Raw genomic sequence first — 15,709 nt, 5'->3', positions numbered from 1 at the left:
GTGTGCGGAGGCGAATGGACATCACACTGTCGAACCGCTGCAGCAGTGTCGGCTTGTTCTGCACCTGGAGTCCGTGAGCTTGCGCCACGAAGTCCAGAGCCTKATCGACGATGGTGTCCACCTCGTACTCGCGGAGCATCGGCATGTCCAACCGCACCTGGACCATCTTCTCGAGGTAGTCCAGCGCCCGCCGTTTATCCTCAGCGGCCACGAGGTCGGTCTTCCGCAGCAGGTCGATGATGGTGAGTTCGTCGTAGCTGAGCAGGTAGTAGACGTTGGGAAGTCTGCCGACGAGACGGACGAGCTTGAAGACATGTAGCAGCTCGTTCGCACTCAGTCGATCGAGGTCGTCGATCACCATGAGGACGGGGCGTGACGCCTCCGCCAGAGCCTTTTCGACCGCTTTCCGTTGGGAGGTTGTGCTCGGTTCAAGTTGGGCGAGAGCGCCTTCGTAGAGCTCCTTGGAGTTGAACCCGAACACCTGGGTGAGGCCCGTTAGCGGCGTTAGTCGGCGGCCGAAGTCTGCGAGCTCTTTGCGAGCGGTGCTCCACCGCTTGTCAGACGGGAGGGCTGCACGCAGTTCGGCGAAGAACCCGGCGTGCAACGATGCGGGGTCGGAATACAGCCAGGGGTTGAACTCCGCGACCGACCAGGGACCGCCGAGTGTCCCTCGGGCAGCCTCATCCGGATCCCTGAGCTGTGCGACGAGCGAGTTCAGCACAGTGGTCTTGCCAGACCCCCACGGCCCGATCAGCCCGAGCGTGCTCGATCTGCTCTGGCCTCGGACCCGGCCGAGCACCTCCATGGTCCGCGCGACGAGATGATCGCGCCCGAACAAGCTGGCGTCGTCGAGAGCATCGAGTGGGTCATCGCTAAGTAATGAGTTGTGCAGAGAGTGGCTCACACGTGAATCGTCTCAGTTCTGCCGGCTGAGACATGGCAACGGGCGAAATTGCGCCACTCAGCTTGTCACGCTTGCCAATTCCCCGACCGATCGAGGGCGACTTTGCAGCGTCCGAGAGCCGGTCGATGTACGGGCGGTGGACCGAGCGCCTCCCCCGGCCTTACGGGTGATGTCAAGGGATGTACGCCGAGCCTGCCGCAAGAGCTTGATATGCCCACGCCACGAGTCCGATGCTGATGAGCGCAACGACGGTAACCAAAACGGCGAAGGGCCACCTGATACCGTCCACGAACGCCACGCGGACTCCTGCCCCGATCAGCAACAGCAACGCGGCTGCCTGAAGAAGGACGCTAAACCCCACGCCGAGAGCTGCTTCGTCATCTCGTATCGACAGAATCAACGACACGACGGCCGCGGCCGCAGCAAATCCCGCTGCGGTCACGAAAGCGACCACGACGAAGCGGCCACTTGCGCCGCCGTCGCTGCGCATCGGTACTCGGCGGGCATCGTCGCCGTTCACGGAGGCCGGTCCACGGACGATGTCGTCAAACGAGGGGTTCGATCGATCCATGATGTGCACCTCCGAGTTCGTGTGTTCTGTCGCAAGGGCCAGGGTTGCACACTACGTCCCGCGAAGCGTCCAATGGGGCTGGCGGCGCATAACGAGTCCCGCACAGCGCACCGGGTCGGGCACCGCGACGGCTGTCCCGCAACCGGATCGGCAAGCGGGCCGGTGAGCCGCCCATTGATCAGCACACCGAAGGACCGGCTGCAGGGCACGTCCTCGGGCCGGCTGAGTGTCGTCTTATGCTCAGCTCATGATCCGGTCGAGCGGTGGTCGGCGGATTCGGACTCAGTACAAGGCGGATTCGTGCTCCMGGCGGACGTTGCCCACCAGATCGCAATGCTTGGCGTCGACGTGTACGCGACCGTCTACCTCGAAGATGAAGGATCGGCGGAGAACAACCCGATAGTTGATCGGTCAGCGGGCGTCCTGCCAACCAGTCGTCCGGATTGATGGTCGCGCTACACGTTGACACGGGCGGCTACCGGCCTCATGCTGGGCGCACTCCTTTCGGTGACGAAGGAGTTCGTTAGCAGGGGATCCGCATGTCGCGCACTACCGTTCTCGCCTTCTGCGGCAGCTTGCGCTTGCACTCGTTGAATCGTTCCCTGCTGAGAGCGATCGAGCTGTCTGCACCAGACTTCCGATTCGTCGGTGGAGACCTGATCGGCGACCTTCCCCTGTTCAACGCTGACTTGACGGACGCGTTGCTTCCTGCACCAGTACGAGAATTCAGGCTTCTCGCGTCCGCGGCAAGAGGCGCAGTGATCGTGTCGCCTGAGTACGTGCACGGCCCGTCAGGCGTGACCAAGAACGCACTCGACTGGCTGACCGATTCGATCGGCCTGTTCGGCAAGCCAGTGCTGCTGGCATCAGCTTCGCCGGGCCAAACCGGGGGCATAGCTGGGACCGCGGCGCTCGTTCCCTCGTTACAGCTCCTCGGCGCCCAACTGCTCGACCCAATGACTGTCTCACGGGCCACAACCCGGCTTCGCGACGACGGTGAGGTAGACGACCCCGCCCTTGCCGCACGAATCGCCATCGCCGTGGAGGAACTGCGTCGTGCCCTGATGCTTCTGCCGACACCAGTCACCTAATCGAACCCGACTCGGTTTGAGGGCGAGACGCTCGCCGTCGATCGTTTGTCGTGGCCTACCGGGCCGTCCGTCGAAGGATCGATCAATGGGCGCTGCGGTCAGACGTGGGCGCTGACCAACTCCACGCGGGAGTGACGTGATCGCTCCGGCAGGAGAGCCGCAACGATCGAGGCGATTGCGGCGGGCGCAAGGAGCCAGTTGCCGATCAACACGATGGACGCGACGGTGACGAGCGCCATCACACCCGCAGACACAATGGAGACCTTCGTCCAGGTGTGGCCACGGACGACAAGCGGCGCGAGGGTAACGAGCAGGGCAAGCAGCATTCCACTGAGGAAATACGGGCTGAGATTCGCGAGGTTCTGGAAGCCGTTGGTAGTCGTCGACGTGATCGAACCGTCGTCGCCCGTGCTCACCGCGGTGTAGCTGGGCAGGAAGCCGATGATGACAGTGGCCAAGACGGTCAGCCCGAACGCGATGAATTGAAGAACACGCCTCGAGGTGAGGTACTTGACCGGTTCTTCACTGTGCGCCGTCTCCTCGCTGCGCGGAGGTTCGAAGTCGGACATTGACACGGGGGACAGCCGGGGCGCGATCAACCCGCACACGGGTCGGCATGCGTTCAGCGCGTGGAACCCGCCCGGCCCGCCGCCTCGCCTCCAGCGCTAAACCAGCTCGCGTCGCAGTAGACCTGCGCGCATCAAAGCCCGATGACCGCGCCACATACGCGCGCTCAACAGCCCCTCCGGCCCAGTCCCTCGCGACCATCGCACGATGACTCCCTCCCCCCCGCGGAGACGAAGAGAAAAAGAACAAGAACAAAAGCAATGCACGCAGGCACTTTCTGTGGAACTGCTCGCGAGTTAAGCAAAAGAGGCGTAATCTCAAGGGGTGCGTGGAGGGTTGCAGCGTTGGAAGAGGGGCGGCGGATCCCAAGGGGTTCGGCAGGCGATGCAGTACGCCTTCCAAGGTTCCTGCGATTCCCACCTGTGCTCGACGACCGGGGCTGATGCGCTTGCCGGCTACAGTGAGGCCGCTGCAGGAGTGACACGGTTCACGGTGGAAGCCGGCGTGATCTCGACGGACGTACTCGACGAGACCCGTCTGCGCCGATGGGTAGACGGTCGCGACCCGGACACGGATGAGCGGCGCGGCAGGGACCTGAGCTCGCCGGAGGCGGACCTGATCTTGGATGGGACGATCAACGCGCCGAAGTCGTTCAGCATCGCCGCGCTCGTGAATCCCGACCTTGCCCGTGAGTTCGAGGCGCTGCAGGACCGGCTGCGGGATCGGGTCATCGCCACCTGGCAGCAGAAGTTGAACGCGCGCCGTGGGGCGGGGGGCCGTTTCCGAGAGCCGCTGTGTCGTGTCGAGGTGGTGGAGTTGCGGCACCGGCGCTCGCGCGCGTTGGACCCACACCTCCACCGGCACCTCTGGCTGAGCGTGAAGGTGCTGGGGAAGGATGGGAAGTGGTCCAACGTCGATTCCCGGGTGGCTATGAAGCTGCACACGGTGATCAATGCGGAGGGTGAGCTGGCCGCCCAAACCGATCCGGAGTGGGTGGCGGCGCTCGCCCGTCACGGCTTCACCATCGACGCGAACGGCGAGATCGCTGAGCTCGCTCACGCTGTGCGCCCTCTGTCGCGCAGGTCGACGCAGATCGAGTCGAACCGGGCGATGCTGCTCGCGGCGTGGCGGGCCGAGCATCCGGGGTCGGAGCCGAGCCCGGACCAGCTGCATCAGATCGATCGGCTGGCGTGGGCGAAGGCTCGACCGAACAAGCCGGACGACGTCGATGAGTCGGAGTGGGAGCAGCTCATCCGCCACGAGCTCGCCGCGATCGACCCGTCACTTCTCGACGTCCGGGACCCGGTGGAGGTGCACCCACTGTCCGTGGATGCGCTGGACCTGCAGCTTCTCGCGGCGCAAGCGATCGTGGAGGCCGATGCCCGTTCCGCATGCTGCGGGGGACGGTTCAGCCTGTTCGATGTGCGGGCCGGTGCGACCCGCGCGGTCGCGGCGTCCGGAGTCATCGCGGCCCGCTCCGACCTGCAGGGTGTGATCGATGCTGTCATCGCACGGGCACTCGAGCTGACGCTTGACCTGATGGCGGATGAGCCGGAACGGCCCGCGCATGTGAAGGGGTTCATGGCGTCCTCGACAGCAGCGCTGAAGGTGGAACTCGCGACCCGGTTCGACGGTCTCACGACACCGGGCGAAGCCGTCGCGCCGGCACGGATCGTGACGATCGCCACGAGCGTCCTCCGCGGTGGCGTGGAGCTGGACGAGCGGCAGATCCAGGCGGCGGCGGCGATCGCGGGCACGGATGTCTTGGTGTCTGTGACCGGTCCCGCCGGTGCGGGCAAGACGACCATGCTGCGGGTCGCGAAGATTGCTCTCGCCGAGCAGGGTCACCGGCTGGTAGTGGTTGCGCCGACGAAGAAGGCCGCGTCGGTCGCGGGACGGGAGATCGGCACCGCCGCGTCCAGCCTGCACGCGCTCCTCGCCGACCACGGCTTCCGCTGGGGTTCCGATGATGCGGGCGCGGCAGCCTGGACCCGGCTCCGTCTGGGCGAGATAGACCCGTCCACGGGCAGTACGTATGTGGGGCCACGCCGGTTCCCGCTCGCGCCGGGGGATCGGATCGTGGTCGATGAGGCTGGCATGGTCGACCTGCATACCGCGAACGCCCTTGCCATGATCGCGGCGGAGACCCTGGCGGGGATCGCGATGGTCGGTGATCACCTCCAGGCACGCCCGGTCGGGCACTCCGGAGCGATGGCGTCCATGACCCGCCGCGCGACCGCCGTTGTCGAACTCACCGCCGTGCACCGTTTCCGTGACCCCGACTATGCGGCGCTGACCCTGCGGATGCGGGAACCGGCATCCAAGGACGCCGCGCGTGCCGTCGCCGCCGAGCTCGACGAGCGCGGTCTGATCCACCAGGTGTCGAACGAGCTGCAGGCGCGCGAGGTGATGGTGGAGGCGTACTTCCGGTGGGCGGCCGGGAACCACCGGATCGCGCTCGTGACGGGCACGAACGAGGAAGCGGACGCCATCAATGAAGCGATCCAACAGCGCCGTCTCGAGCGTGGCCACCTCAGTGTGGGCCGGATCGCTGTGGGGCAGGGGGAGCAGCGACTCCTTGAGGGCGATGTCGTGCAGACCCGCCGCAACGACAGGGCGGCGGACGTCGAGAACCGTGCCCTCTGGACCATCCACCGCATCACCCCCACCGGCCTTCAGCTGACGAGCCTCGGTGACAGCGGCGATACCCGCACGGTCAGCCACGACTACGTCGCCCAGCATGTGCACCTCGCCTACGCCTCCACTGTGCACGGTATCCAGGGTGAGACGACCGACGCGTCCGTTGTTGGACCGGGGGCGGACGCATCAGGTTTGTATGTCGGGATGACGCGCGGCCGCGCCCACAACGAGGTGATCGCGATCGCCCGCACCCCCGCCGCCGCCCGCGAGCAGGTCGCGGAGAGCCTGCTGCGAGGCATCCCCGAAGTGAGCATTGACGACTCCATCCGCGCTGCTCACGCCGAACTGGGCCACGCCGCCCGCACGCCCGACCCTCTCGCCACCACTCCCGGCACGGGCGGAAACAGCGACCACGCGCTTCATGGACGCGTCCCTCACAGGGGCGGCCTGATCAACGTGGACGGCCACCACGAAGCGGAGCTGCGCGCCGAGCTCGAGCGGCTGAGCGAGTGGATCCACACAGCGAGACGCAGTCTCCTGCAACTCGATAGCCGGATCGCCGCAGACGACGCCGGCGGACACGGTCGTCTAGGGGCCGCGTCGACTGCGGAGTTGGCGGATCAGCATGGCGAGCTTCTGGCACGATTCGAAGCGACCTCCGCCGACTACGGGTCGCTCACCCGTACCTACCGTGAGCTGACTCGGCCGACGGACGTCGCGGACGCCGAAAGGGCTCGCGGGGCTCGAGCCMAGCGCGTCGACGCGCCGATCATCGACATGTCGCGCTTGGTCCGGCCTGGCCGCTCGCTCTAGCGTCCGGTCCTATCTGGAAGCCACCGAGACCGCGTTCCTCACGCCCAACAGTGCGCCTTCTTCTTCCCGGACGGCGAACTCGATTCCGCAGGCGACGTCGTTCCACACCACGACCGCGCGATGCAGGGCTTCGGGTTGAGACTCTGCCCTGTCTCGCAAGACGTACGCAGGATTCTATTGATCTACGCGACACCCATTTCTGGAGGTTGCTCGTGGCATTGTGTGTTTCTTGCCATGCGCCGTGGCGCGGGCGCACATAGTGCATGCTGGCGCGTGATTCCGCGGAAGTCGGCCTCATCAAGGGCTTAGGGTGCACCACCCTGCTAAGGTGGAGACCCCTCACGGGGTCCGAGGGTTCAAATCCCTCCGTCTCCGCCGAAAAACCCMCGATAAAACGGGGGTTTTGCGTTGAAGTGCCGATGGTCCCGGCGCCCGCGATTTACCCGATTTGGGCGCCAGGTGTCCCCCGGGTGTCCCCGGCCTGATTCTGTGCCTCCTCCTCGGCTCCGGCGAGACGGGCGATGTGGGCTCGACGCTGGCCTTCGCCCAGGATGTGGGCGTAGACGGCCAAGACGGTCCGAGGGTCGTCGCCGAGGTATTCAGCGACTTCGTGCACGGGCGTCCCGAGGCGCAGCCAGGTCGACGCGGCGTAGTGACGGAGGGCGTGCCGGTGGAATCCGAGGGGGAACTTGCGGACCACTCCGGCATTGAGCTGGCGGCCGTACTTGTTTGTGAATTGGTACTCATCTCGATCTTTGCCGGTTGCGTGCTGGGTGAAGATCGCGACGGCGCGCGGTGAGAGGGGGATGGCGCGAGTGCCGCGCCAGGATTTCGGAACCTTCTCCTCGTAGTTGTCGGAGTGCGAGCTCTCGACGACGAGTTGCGGAAAGGGGACTTCTGACAGCCAGCTGACGCGCATGGCGCGAACTTCTCCCCACCGCATGCCGCTGAGCGACATGAACTCGAAGACATCGGCTATGTCGGGTCGCTTCTCTCTCACTGCCGCGACGGCCACCGCCAGGCGAGGTGCCGCTGGTACATCCTTAGGGCTGATGGTGCGCAGAACGGGCGCGCTCAGCTCGGGGATCTTCTTCATGGCCGGACGGGATGAGGCTGATGGAGGACCGCGCGGCGCTGCAGTACGCGCTGGACCACGGGGCGCGACGGATCGTGCTGTTCGGCTGGTCGATGGGTGCCGCGATCGCACTTCAGTTGGCAGCGGACACCGAGTTCCGCGGCGTCGTCGATGGACTGGTGCTCGAATCGCCTGTGCTGGATTGGCAGGCGACGATCAACGCGAACTGTGCTCGCGCCCGGTTGCCGGCGTGGTTCGGATTGTTCACTCGACCGTGGCTGCACTCTCTGGTGCTGGCGCGAGTGGTCGGGCTCGATTCTGAAGTTCCGCTGGACCGCTTCGACTGGCTCGTTCGCGCCGATGAGCTGTGTGTCCCGACGCTCATCCTCCACGGGACTGGCGACACCTCGGCACCATATTCCGCCTCGAGCCGCCTGGCTGGCCAGCGACCGCTTGTCGTCCGCCTCAAATCCTTCGATGCGGATCACGCCATGACATGGAACTCGGATCCCGAGCGTTGGCGGGCCGCCGTCCGGGAATGGCTAGACGGCCGGACCAGGTGAATCCGGGCACTAGGTCATCTCTGAACTCGCTCGGATAACGCGTAGGTACCGCAACATCCCGCCAGGCGACCCTCCCGGGCGAGCCAGATCAGATGTCACATATCCGTGCAGCAGTCCCCACTGACCCAGTCGTCCATCAACCAATTGCAGGAACGTCGCACGTTCCATCGGCAGCCGGCAAGGTGCACATGACACCGCGTCGACGTTCGTTCACCGCCGTCCTACGAGGAGGCCAGCGGATGCCGCAACGAGGCCACTGCAGGCCCAGCGGTCAGAATTGAGGTCTTGCCAAACATCAGGGGCATCTCCAGGTATGCCCTCTGCGCCTCGCTCAGAGCGCCTTCGAGCGGAGCATCCGAGCCGTGGTCGCCCGAAATCACCGGTATCGGTGGTACCCCCACAGAGCTGGGGGCCAGCCACGGCGTGAGGACGCTTGCAGGGCCCGTCACGACCAGGATCTCTGTGCCGAGCACCGCAGAGATGATGTCGCCGAAAACGCCCAGCTTCTCGCGGGCGTCGCCAAGCGCATCCAGCACGGCGTCTTCTGCCCGTTGAGCACGCTCCGCGAGTTGCCGGGCGTAGGCCGCAGGGCCTAGGGACTCCAGGGTCGGCCTCTCGTTCAGATGGAGTGCCAGCGCCGTGAGCGACGCGAAGCGCTCCAGGCACCCGCGGCGACCGCACCCGCACTCAGGTCCGTCTCGCGCGACGGGGGTGTGTCCGAAGCCCGACGTTGCGCCGTGGTTGAGGAGCATTGCGCCGTGGATGATCGCGCTTCCCCCGACTCCGCTGCCCACCATGACGACGACGGCGTTGTCGGCGGTGCGCGCGGCGCCGGACGCATGCTCGGCCAGCGTGGCGGCGTCGCCGTCGTTGACCACATGAAGCGCACGGACGTTCGCCTCCGCGAGTGGAGAGAACAAGTCGTCCATCGACTCGGCGTCCCAAAGCATCTCCTCGGAGCTGAGTCGCCCACCCTGCTGGATTCCTGGGAATGCGATAGCCAGGGACGTACCGGGGGCATCGACCGCGGTCGAACCGCGGACGACGTCCGCGATGGCCGCCCCGATCCGTCCGGGCTCCCAGAGGCCGGGGTGCGTCACTGTCTCTGAGGCGAGCACGCGGCCCTTGAGGGCGGCTATGCGGATTTCAATGGCGTTGTGATGAAGAGCGACCCCCACCAGCGCGGGTCGCTCGTCATCCAGTGTCAGAAGCCGCCGTGGCCGTCCGCGTCCGGATGCGGGTGCGGATTCGGAATGGAGCACCCTTGCAGAAACGAGCTCGTTGACGAGCAGCGAGATAGCTCCTTCAGCGAGTCCGGTTTTCTGCACCAGCTCAGTGTGAGTGATGTCGGGGGTTTCGCGGATCGCCGTGGCGACGAGCCCCAGGTTGCGGTCTCGCAGCTCGCCCAACGCTGATCGCGAAGACATCAGTTCGTGCTCCCTTGCTTTTATCTCAAACTTCGAGAATAATAGAAACGTTGCGACATGACGTCGCACCCCTTCCATACCCCGACGACGAGGAGGTCGTGTGTCCGACCATACGCGCGCCAATCAGAGCGCGATCGCACCGAAACCCCGCATTCAAGGCGGAGCAAAGTTCGTGTCAGGCTATCTCCTGTCCACGGCAGGGCTGTTCGCCGTTTTCCAGGGGATGCAGCAGATTCTGCTGCCGAGCCAGGTCGCCTCGATCGACGAAGCGGGCAAGGTTGCGTCGCTAGGTGTGCTTGCCTCGCTCGGAGCGCTCGCGGCGGCGGTCGGCAACCCGCTGTTCGGCGCCATGTCCGACAAGACCCGAAGCCGCTTCGGCCGCCGCACGCCGTGGCTCGTCGCCTCCGCCATTGGGCTCACCGGGCTGCTGGCCTTGATGGGTTCGATGCACGAGCTGCTCTGGCTCGGCGTTGTGTACGTAGGTGTGATGCTCAGCGCGGCCGCATACCAGGCAGTGCTGACCTCGCTGCTCCCCGAGCGGGTGCCCGTGAGCCGACGCGGCCTCATCTCCTCCTTGATGGGTATCGCCACGACCCTGGGCGTCATCTACGGGCTCAACCTGGCGCCCGCCTTCGTCCAGAACCCGGTCGTCGGATACCTGCTGCTGGTCGCCGTTCTGGTGGTCGGAACTCTCTTCCTCGTGTTCCTCGCGCCGGACCCGCTGGCAGGCCGGGACGAGCCCGAGCCGTCGGCTCGTCCCCGTCTGTCGGCGAGCGAGCGCGTTAGCAGTTTCGCCGCGTTCTTCGCCGGCTTGCGCGACCATGACTTCGCATGGGCGTTCTGGGCGCGCGTGACAATCATGGTCGGGTTCTGGACGGTGTCGGCGTACCAGTACTACGCGCTCACCGACTACATCGGCGTCGAGAACCTGCCAGGGGGCGATCCGGCGACGGCTGTCGCTCTCCTGGGCACAGTGAACCTCGGATTCTCCATCCTCTCCACGGCGATCGCAGGACCTTTGTCGGATCGCATCGGACGGCGGAAGATCTTCGTCATCATCGCCTCAGTCGGCATCGGCATCGGAATGCTCATCCCGGTGTTCGTCCCCACCTTTGCGGGGATGCTCGTCTGGGCAGTCGTGGTCGGGCTCTCGTACGGCGCTTACGCGTCCATCGACCAGGCTCTGATGACCGAGGTCCTTCCCGACGAGGAGCACAACGCGCGCGACCTCGGGCTCCTGAACGTGGCAACCGCAGGTCCGCAGATCGCCGCGCCCTTCCTCGCAGCCGTCATCATCGGGGCCACCGGGGCGTATCCGCCGATCTACATTTTCGCCGCGGTGGTCGCGCTGCTCGCCTCGGTGTTCATCATCCCGATTCGAAAGGTGCGCTGAGATGAAGCTGCGAGAAATCCAAACCATCCAAGGCACACTCCGCGGTGTGGAGGCCGATGGGGTGTTCACTCTCCTGGGTGTTCCTTACGGCGACGACACGTCGGGCCCCCATCGATTCCGCGCACCGCGGCCGGTGCCGAGCTGGTCGGGCGTCCGTGAGGCGGTCACCTTCGGACCGGCAGCGCCTCAGCTCGACTCTCGTGGGGAGCTCGAGAAGTTGATGCACCCGCGGAACGGATCGCCTCTCGAAGGCGGACCGATGGATGAGGACTGCCTCCGCATGAACGTGTGGGCCCCGTCCGGACGCGAGGGCGCCGAGTTGCCTGTACTCGTATGGCTTCATGGAGGTGGTCATCTCGCCGGCTCCGGCAACGAGATGTGGTTCAACGGAGACGTCCTCGCCGCGCGCGGTGATGTCGTCGTGGTCACGGTGACCCATCGACTCGGACTCTTCGGATTCCTCGATCTTCGCGATCAGGGCTACCCAGACTCCGCCCACGCGGGGATGCTCGATATCATCGCCGCGCTCGGCTGGGTGAGTGAGAACATCGCGTCGGTGGGTGGCGATCCGTCACGCGTCACCATCGCCGGGCAGTCGGGAGGAAGCGGCAAAGTGGCGGCGCTGCTCGCGATGCCCGCCGCCCGTGATCTGTTCGTCCGGGCGATCATGATGAGCGGGCCGTTCGCCCGGGTGCTGCCTCAGAGTGCCGTCACCGGATTCCGTGACCGCGTCTTCGAGGCACTCGGCGGCCCTTCCCCGGATGCGCTCGAGAATCTCTCCGCCGCCGACCTGCTCGCCGCACAAGGGCGCGCGCTCGCGGGAGGTGCCGATGTCTTCGGGCCCCAGGCCATGGAGTCGATGGCCGGAATCGGTCCAGTCCTCGACCGCGTTCACCTGCCCGAGCACCCGTTCTGGCCCACGGGCGGAGTCGGATTGCGAGGGAAGCAACTGCTCATCGGTTGGACCGCCCACGAAGTCGGTTCGCTGCTGGCATCGGACCCCGGCTACACGATCCAGCTGACGGCGGACGATGTCGTCGCTCGGCTCACCGCCTTCGGCATACCGGATCCGCAGGCGCTCTTCGACGCCACATCCGCCACAGGGCCGTCCGAGCCGCCGCACCTCGTCTACGCGCGACTGCTCGGTGGGATGCTGTTCGCCGGACCGGCACGAGAAGTCGCCACGCGTGCGCGCGAGACCGCCGACGAAGTCTGGGTATACGAATTTGCGGAGCCGAGTGACGCGCTGGGTGGGCTGCTCGGATCGTGCCACTCGTTAGACATCGCCTATGTCTTCGGCACAGTGGATCGGATCCCGCTCGTCGGCGCGACGCCGGCGCGCGTCGATCTGTCGCGCCGGATGATGAATGCGTGGGTCGGCTTTGCGACGAGTGGTGCGCCCGCTCCCGTCGAGGAGTGGCGACCGTGGGGGAGCGGCGGAGAGTCGATGCACCGCTTCTCAGCGACCCGGTAGCACGCAGAGAGCGTGACCAATATGGTGCGCTGATGGTCGTATGGATCCTCGCTCTCGCAACTCGAGCCTGAGAGAGCAACACTGAGCCAGCCGAAGCTGGGCTTGGGGTGGCGTTCGAAAGTTTCCCGGCTGACTGTCAATGAGTCCGAAGGTGGCTTCCCAGTCGTCCCATTCGAAGTTGTCAAGCAGGCTCCAGTGCAGATACTGCGGATGTCGATGCCGTCGGCGATCGCGTCGGCCATGTCGTTCAGTGCGATCGCGGTGCACGCGATGCGTCGCTTGTCGTCGCTGGTGGCGATGCCGTTCTCCGTCACCAGGATCGGGACGTGGGACTGCTGCACGGATAGGTGACAGGTTGTAGTCACGCAGCCAGCGGGGCTGGCGTGTTCATGATGACCTCGAATTCGACCGGGGTCAAACGGCCGAGGGCGGCCTGTCGACGGCGTCGGTGGTAGGTCCGTTCGATCCAGGTCACGATCGCGATGCGCCGCTGCTCGCGGGTGGTCCAGGAGCGACGGTCGAGGACGTTCTTCTGCAGCAGTGCGAAGAACGATTCCATGGCCGCGTTGTCCCCGCACGAGGCGACTCGGCCCATCGATCCGACGAGCCGGCGCCGGGTCAGAGCGCGCAGGAACTTCCTGCTTCGAAATTGCGATCCTCGGTCGCTGTGGACGATGCAGCCGGCAACGTCGCCGCGCATTGCGACGGCGTTGTTGAGTGCCTGGACGGCCAGGCTCGACTTCATTCTCGAGTCGATCGAGTACCCGACGATCCGGTTGGCGAACACGTCCTTGATCGCGCAGAGGTAGAGCTAGCCCGCCGCCGTGCGGTGCTCGGTGATGTCGGTGAGCCAGAGCTGGTTCGGGCCGTCGGCGGTGAACTCGTGCCGGACCCGCCCGTTCTCGTCGGTGACGGTGCAGTGATCGTCGTGGAYGGGCGGGCCGGGTTTCTTGCCGTTGCGGCCGCGTTTCTTCCCGAACGCGGACCACCAGCCGTTGTCCGATGCGATTCGCCACGCGGTCCGATCCGACATCGCCTCACCGGCGTCGCGGGCCTCGTCGGCGAGGAACCGGTGCCCGAACTCGGGGTCGTCTTTGTGCGCGTCGAACAACGCGTTCGCCCGACACGCCTCCACCACCTCGCTGGGCGTGATGGGGTCCGCCAGCCACCGGTAGTAGGGCTGGCGGGAGAGCTTGAGCACCCGGCACGTCACCGTCACGGGGATCCCCGATTCGGCGAGCTCAGTCACGAGCGGGTAGAACCTTTTCCCGGCAGGTTCGCCTGCGACAGATACGCCGCTGCCCGCCGCAGCACCTCGTTCTCCTGTTCCAGGAGTCGGATCCGTTTGCGCGCCTCGCGCAGCTCAGCGCCCTCGTTCCGGGTCTGACCGGGCTTGGAGCACTCGTCGATATCGGCGCGACGCATCCACTTCTGCAAGGTCATCGGGTGAACCCCGACGTCTTTCGCGATCTGCTCGATCGTCACTCCGGGTTCGCGGTTCCGGGCGACGCGCACGACGTCGTCACGGAACTCGCTCGGGTAGGGCTTGGGCACAATGACATCCTTCCAGGCCGCCCTCCCGGGCAAGCCAGATCAGATGTCACCTATCCGTGCAGCAGTCCCGAACGTGTCGTCCACTMTGTTCGGACGCTCCCGGGTGCGGAGCCGGTGAATGAGGCTTGCACCCACAGCCCCACGCAAAGGCTGAACCTAGGGTGTCAGTCGTTGCCGATAGCGACGGGTGGCCCATTTCCTCCTGTTCGAGAGACTTCGTTATCAGCGCTGTTCGTGCGGCGGAGAGCATGGATGCCTGGGGTGAGAGTGACGGACTCGATGTCGCTGTGCGCRCAGAACCGCCCTGTGGACCCGGGAGGTATCGAGACGACGTACTCGACGCCATCGCCTTGCATCCACCATGAACTCTCGACCGGGCCGTAGGGGGTTTGCAGGGCCGCGCGCGCTGCCGTGAGACCGCCGCCGACGAGCGGTCGGATGCCGATCGTGCGGTATCCGGGGTCGAGCGGTGTGATGCCTGCGATTCTCTCGGTGAGGAATCGGGCGACCGAGCCGAGAGCGAAGTGATTATGGCTCATTTTCGCCTTGCCGGACTTTCTGTAGCCCTCCCACGTCTCCCAGACGGTGGTCGCGCCGCGGTTCACCTGATGCAGCCAGGACGGGCTCGTCGTGGAGAGCAGCAGCCTCCATGCCATGTCTGCGTGGCCGGTGTCGACAAGCGTGTCGAGCAGGAGAGGGGTGGACAAGAAGCCCGTGCCCAGACCTCCGGACTTCTCGATKAGGCCCACGAGTCGTTGGGCGGCGGCACTCACTTCCGCTCCCTCGAGAAGGTCGAAGGCTATCGCGCGCACGTAGTCGTCTTGCCTATCGGTGCCGATCCGCCCGTCGGTTCCCAGGAACCTCGTGCGCCAGGCGCGGCGGACATCGTTCGCGAGAGCGAGGTGGCGGGTTTGGTCGGCGTCTTTTCCGAGCACGCGGGCGATCTGGGAGAGCACGCGGGCGGAGTGCTCAAGGTAGGCGGTGGCGACGACAGCGCCCCGGCGCGCTGCGTCGATCGAAGAGAGGGCGGGGCTCTCGCCCGGCCTTAGCCATTCACCGAACTGAAATCCTGTGTCGACGATGAACTCATCAACCTCCGGGACCACGCGGGAGCCCTTGCGCTTGCTTGCCTCGCGTGCACGGCGCGCGCAGGAATCCACCCATGCCACCATTGATTCGTATTGGTCAGCGAGCACCCTCTCGTCTCCGTACCGCTGGTACAGGGTCCACGGGACAAGCACGCTGGCATCGCTCCACCCTGCTGCGGTTCCGGCGCGGGCCAGGTGTCCGCGCGGACCGCCGGAGAACGCCGAAAAACCGGACGGGATGACAACGGGAATACTCCCGTCGGGAGCCTGTTCGATCGCCAGGTTGTGAAGGAACCGCCGCAGATACCACTGAGCGTCGACCATGTTCGTCGCGGTGGGAGCGAACACCTGGATGTCACCCGTCCACCCGGAACGCTCCCGTGTGGGGCAGTCGGTGGAGGTGTCCATGAAGTTCGATCTCACCGACCAGCTCACGTTGCTCCACAGACGATCCAGCCGCGGATCCGAAGAGGTGAACTCGCCGGTCCAGTCGAGGTCCGTCGAGATCACGATGCCGTGGATCTCCTCCGGCGTGAGGTCGTCGACGAG

Annotated in this window: 11 protein-coding genes, 1 tRNA gene and 1 pseudogene; 6 read left to right on the top strand and 7 right to left on the bottom strand. The window is 65.7% G+C overall.

What is annotated here, in order from left to right:
• Together AC1DP3_RS17150 and AC1DP3_RS17145 are read right to left on the bottom strand one after the other, a co-directional pair.
• Positions 1-904, bottom strand: a 904-nt coding sequence (locus AC1DP3_RS17150) for a KAP family P-loop NTPase fold protein (protein ID WP_477295389.1), incomplete at its 3' end; no start/stop codon positions are given.
• A 172-nt stretch (positions 905-1,076) separates the two neighbouring features.
• Positions 1,077-1,475, bottom strand: coding sequence for a hypothetical protein (locus AC1DP3_RS17145; protein ID WP_477295388.1), 399 nt, complete (start codon positions 1,473-1,475; stop codon positions 1,077-1,079).
• Positions 1,476-2,014: 539 nt separating this feature from the next.
• Between AC1DP3_RS17145 and AC1DP3_RS17140 the strand changes: the two genes are divergently transcribed.
• A complete protein-coding gene (locus AC1DP3_RS17140) occupies positions 2,015-2,566 on the top strand; it encodes an NADPH-dependent FMN reductase (RefSeq protein ID WP_477295386.1) in 552 nt (183 codons plus the stop codon).
• A gap of 98 nt (positions 2,567-2,664) precedes the next feature.
• Here AC1DP3_RS17140 and AC1DP3_RS17135 read toward each other — a convergent pair whose 3' ends face one another.
• A complete protein-coding gene (locus tag AC1DP3_RS17135; protein WP_477295384.1) occupies positions 2,665-3,174 on the bottom strand; it encodes a hypothetical protein in 510 nt (169 codons plus the stop codon).
• Between the two features lie 436 nt (positions 3,175-3,610).
• Here AC1DP3_RS17135 and mobF point away from each other — a divergent pair, with 436 nt between their 5' ends.
• Together mobF and AC1DP3_RS17125 are read left to right on the top strand one after the other, a co-directional pair.
• Complete coding sequence (gene mobF / locus AC1DP3_RS17130; RefSeq protein WP_477295382.1) at positions 3,611-6,586, top strand: MobF family relaxase; 2,976 nt, start codon at positions 3,611-3,613, stop codon at positions 6,584-6,586.
• 283 nt (positions 6,587-6,869) lie between these two features.
• Positions 6,870-6,961, top strand: a tRNA-Ser gene (locus tag AC1DP3_RS17125).
• A 64-nt stretch (positions 6,962-7,025) separates the two neighbouring features.
• Here AC1DP3_RS17125 and AC1DP3_RS17120 read toward each other — a convergent pair.
• Positions 7,026-7,682: a tyrosine-type recombinase/integrase gene (locus AC1DP3_RS17120; protein WP_477295380.1), complete on the bottom strand. Its 657-nt coding sequence runs from the start codon at positions 7,680-7,682 to the stop codon at positions 7,026-7,028.
• Positions 7,683-7,702: 20 nt separating this feature from the next.
• Here AC1DP3_RS17120 and AC1DP3_RS17115 point away from each other — a divergent pair, with 20 nt between their 5' ends.
• Entirely contained in the window at positions 7,703-8,224 is a 522-nt protein-coding gene (locus AC1DP3_RS17115) for an alpha/beta hydrolase (protein WP_477295378.1), read from the top strand.
• Positions 8,225-8,445: 221 nt separating this feature from the next.
• On the opposite strand, the gene AC1DP3_RS17110 is transcribed toward AC1DP3_RS17115, so the two are convergent.
• Positions 8,446-9,720 carry an ROK family protein gene (locus tag AC1DP3_RS17110; RefSeq protein WP_477295376.1) on the bottom strand — a complete coding sequence of 425 codons (1,275 nt, stop codon included), beginning with the start codon at positions 9,718-9,720 and terminating at the stop codon, positions 8,446-8,448.
• A gap of 103 nt (positions 9,721-9,823) precedes the next feature.
• On the opposite strand from AC1DP3_RS17110, the gene AC1DP3_RS17105 reads away from it, so the two are divergent.
• Positions 9,824-11,044, top strand: coding sequence for an MFS transporter (locus tag AC1DP3_RS17105; RefSeq protein WP_457102014.1), 1,221 nt, complete (start codon positions 9,824-9,826; stop codon positions 11,042-11,044).
• Position 11,045: 1 nt separating this feature from the next.
• Complete coding sequence (locus tag AC1DP3_RS17100) at positions 11,046-12,518, top strand: carboxylesterase/lipase family protein (RefSeq protein WP_477295374.1); 1,473 nt, start codon at positions 11,046-11,048, stop codon at positions 12,516-12,518.
• Between the two features lie 361 nt (positions 12,519-12,879).
• Here the strand turns inward: AC1DP3_RS17100 and AC1DP3_RS17095 are convergent.
• Positions 12,880-14,072, bottom strand: a pseudogene (locus AC1DP3_RS17095) (IS3 family transposase).
• Between the two features lie 164 nt (positions 14,073-14,236).
• The coding region (locus AC1DP3_RS17090) for an alpha-L-rhamnosidase-related protein (RefSeq protein ID WP_477295372.1) at positions 14,237-15,709 on the bottom strand (1,473 nt) is incomplete at its 5' end.

It is taken from the genome of Microbacterium sp. P5_B6, from assembly GCF_056400345.1.
This window is presented reverse-complemented; position numbering and strand designations above follow the sequence as displayed.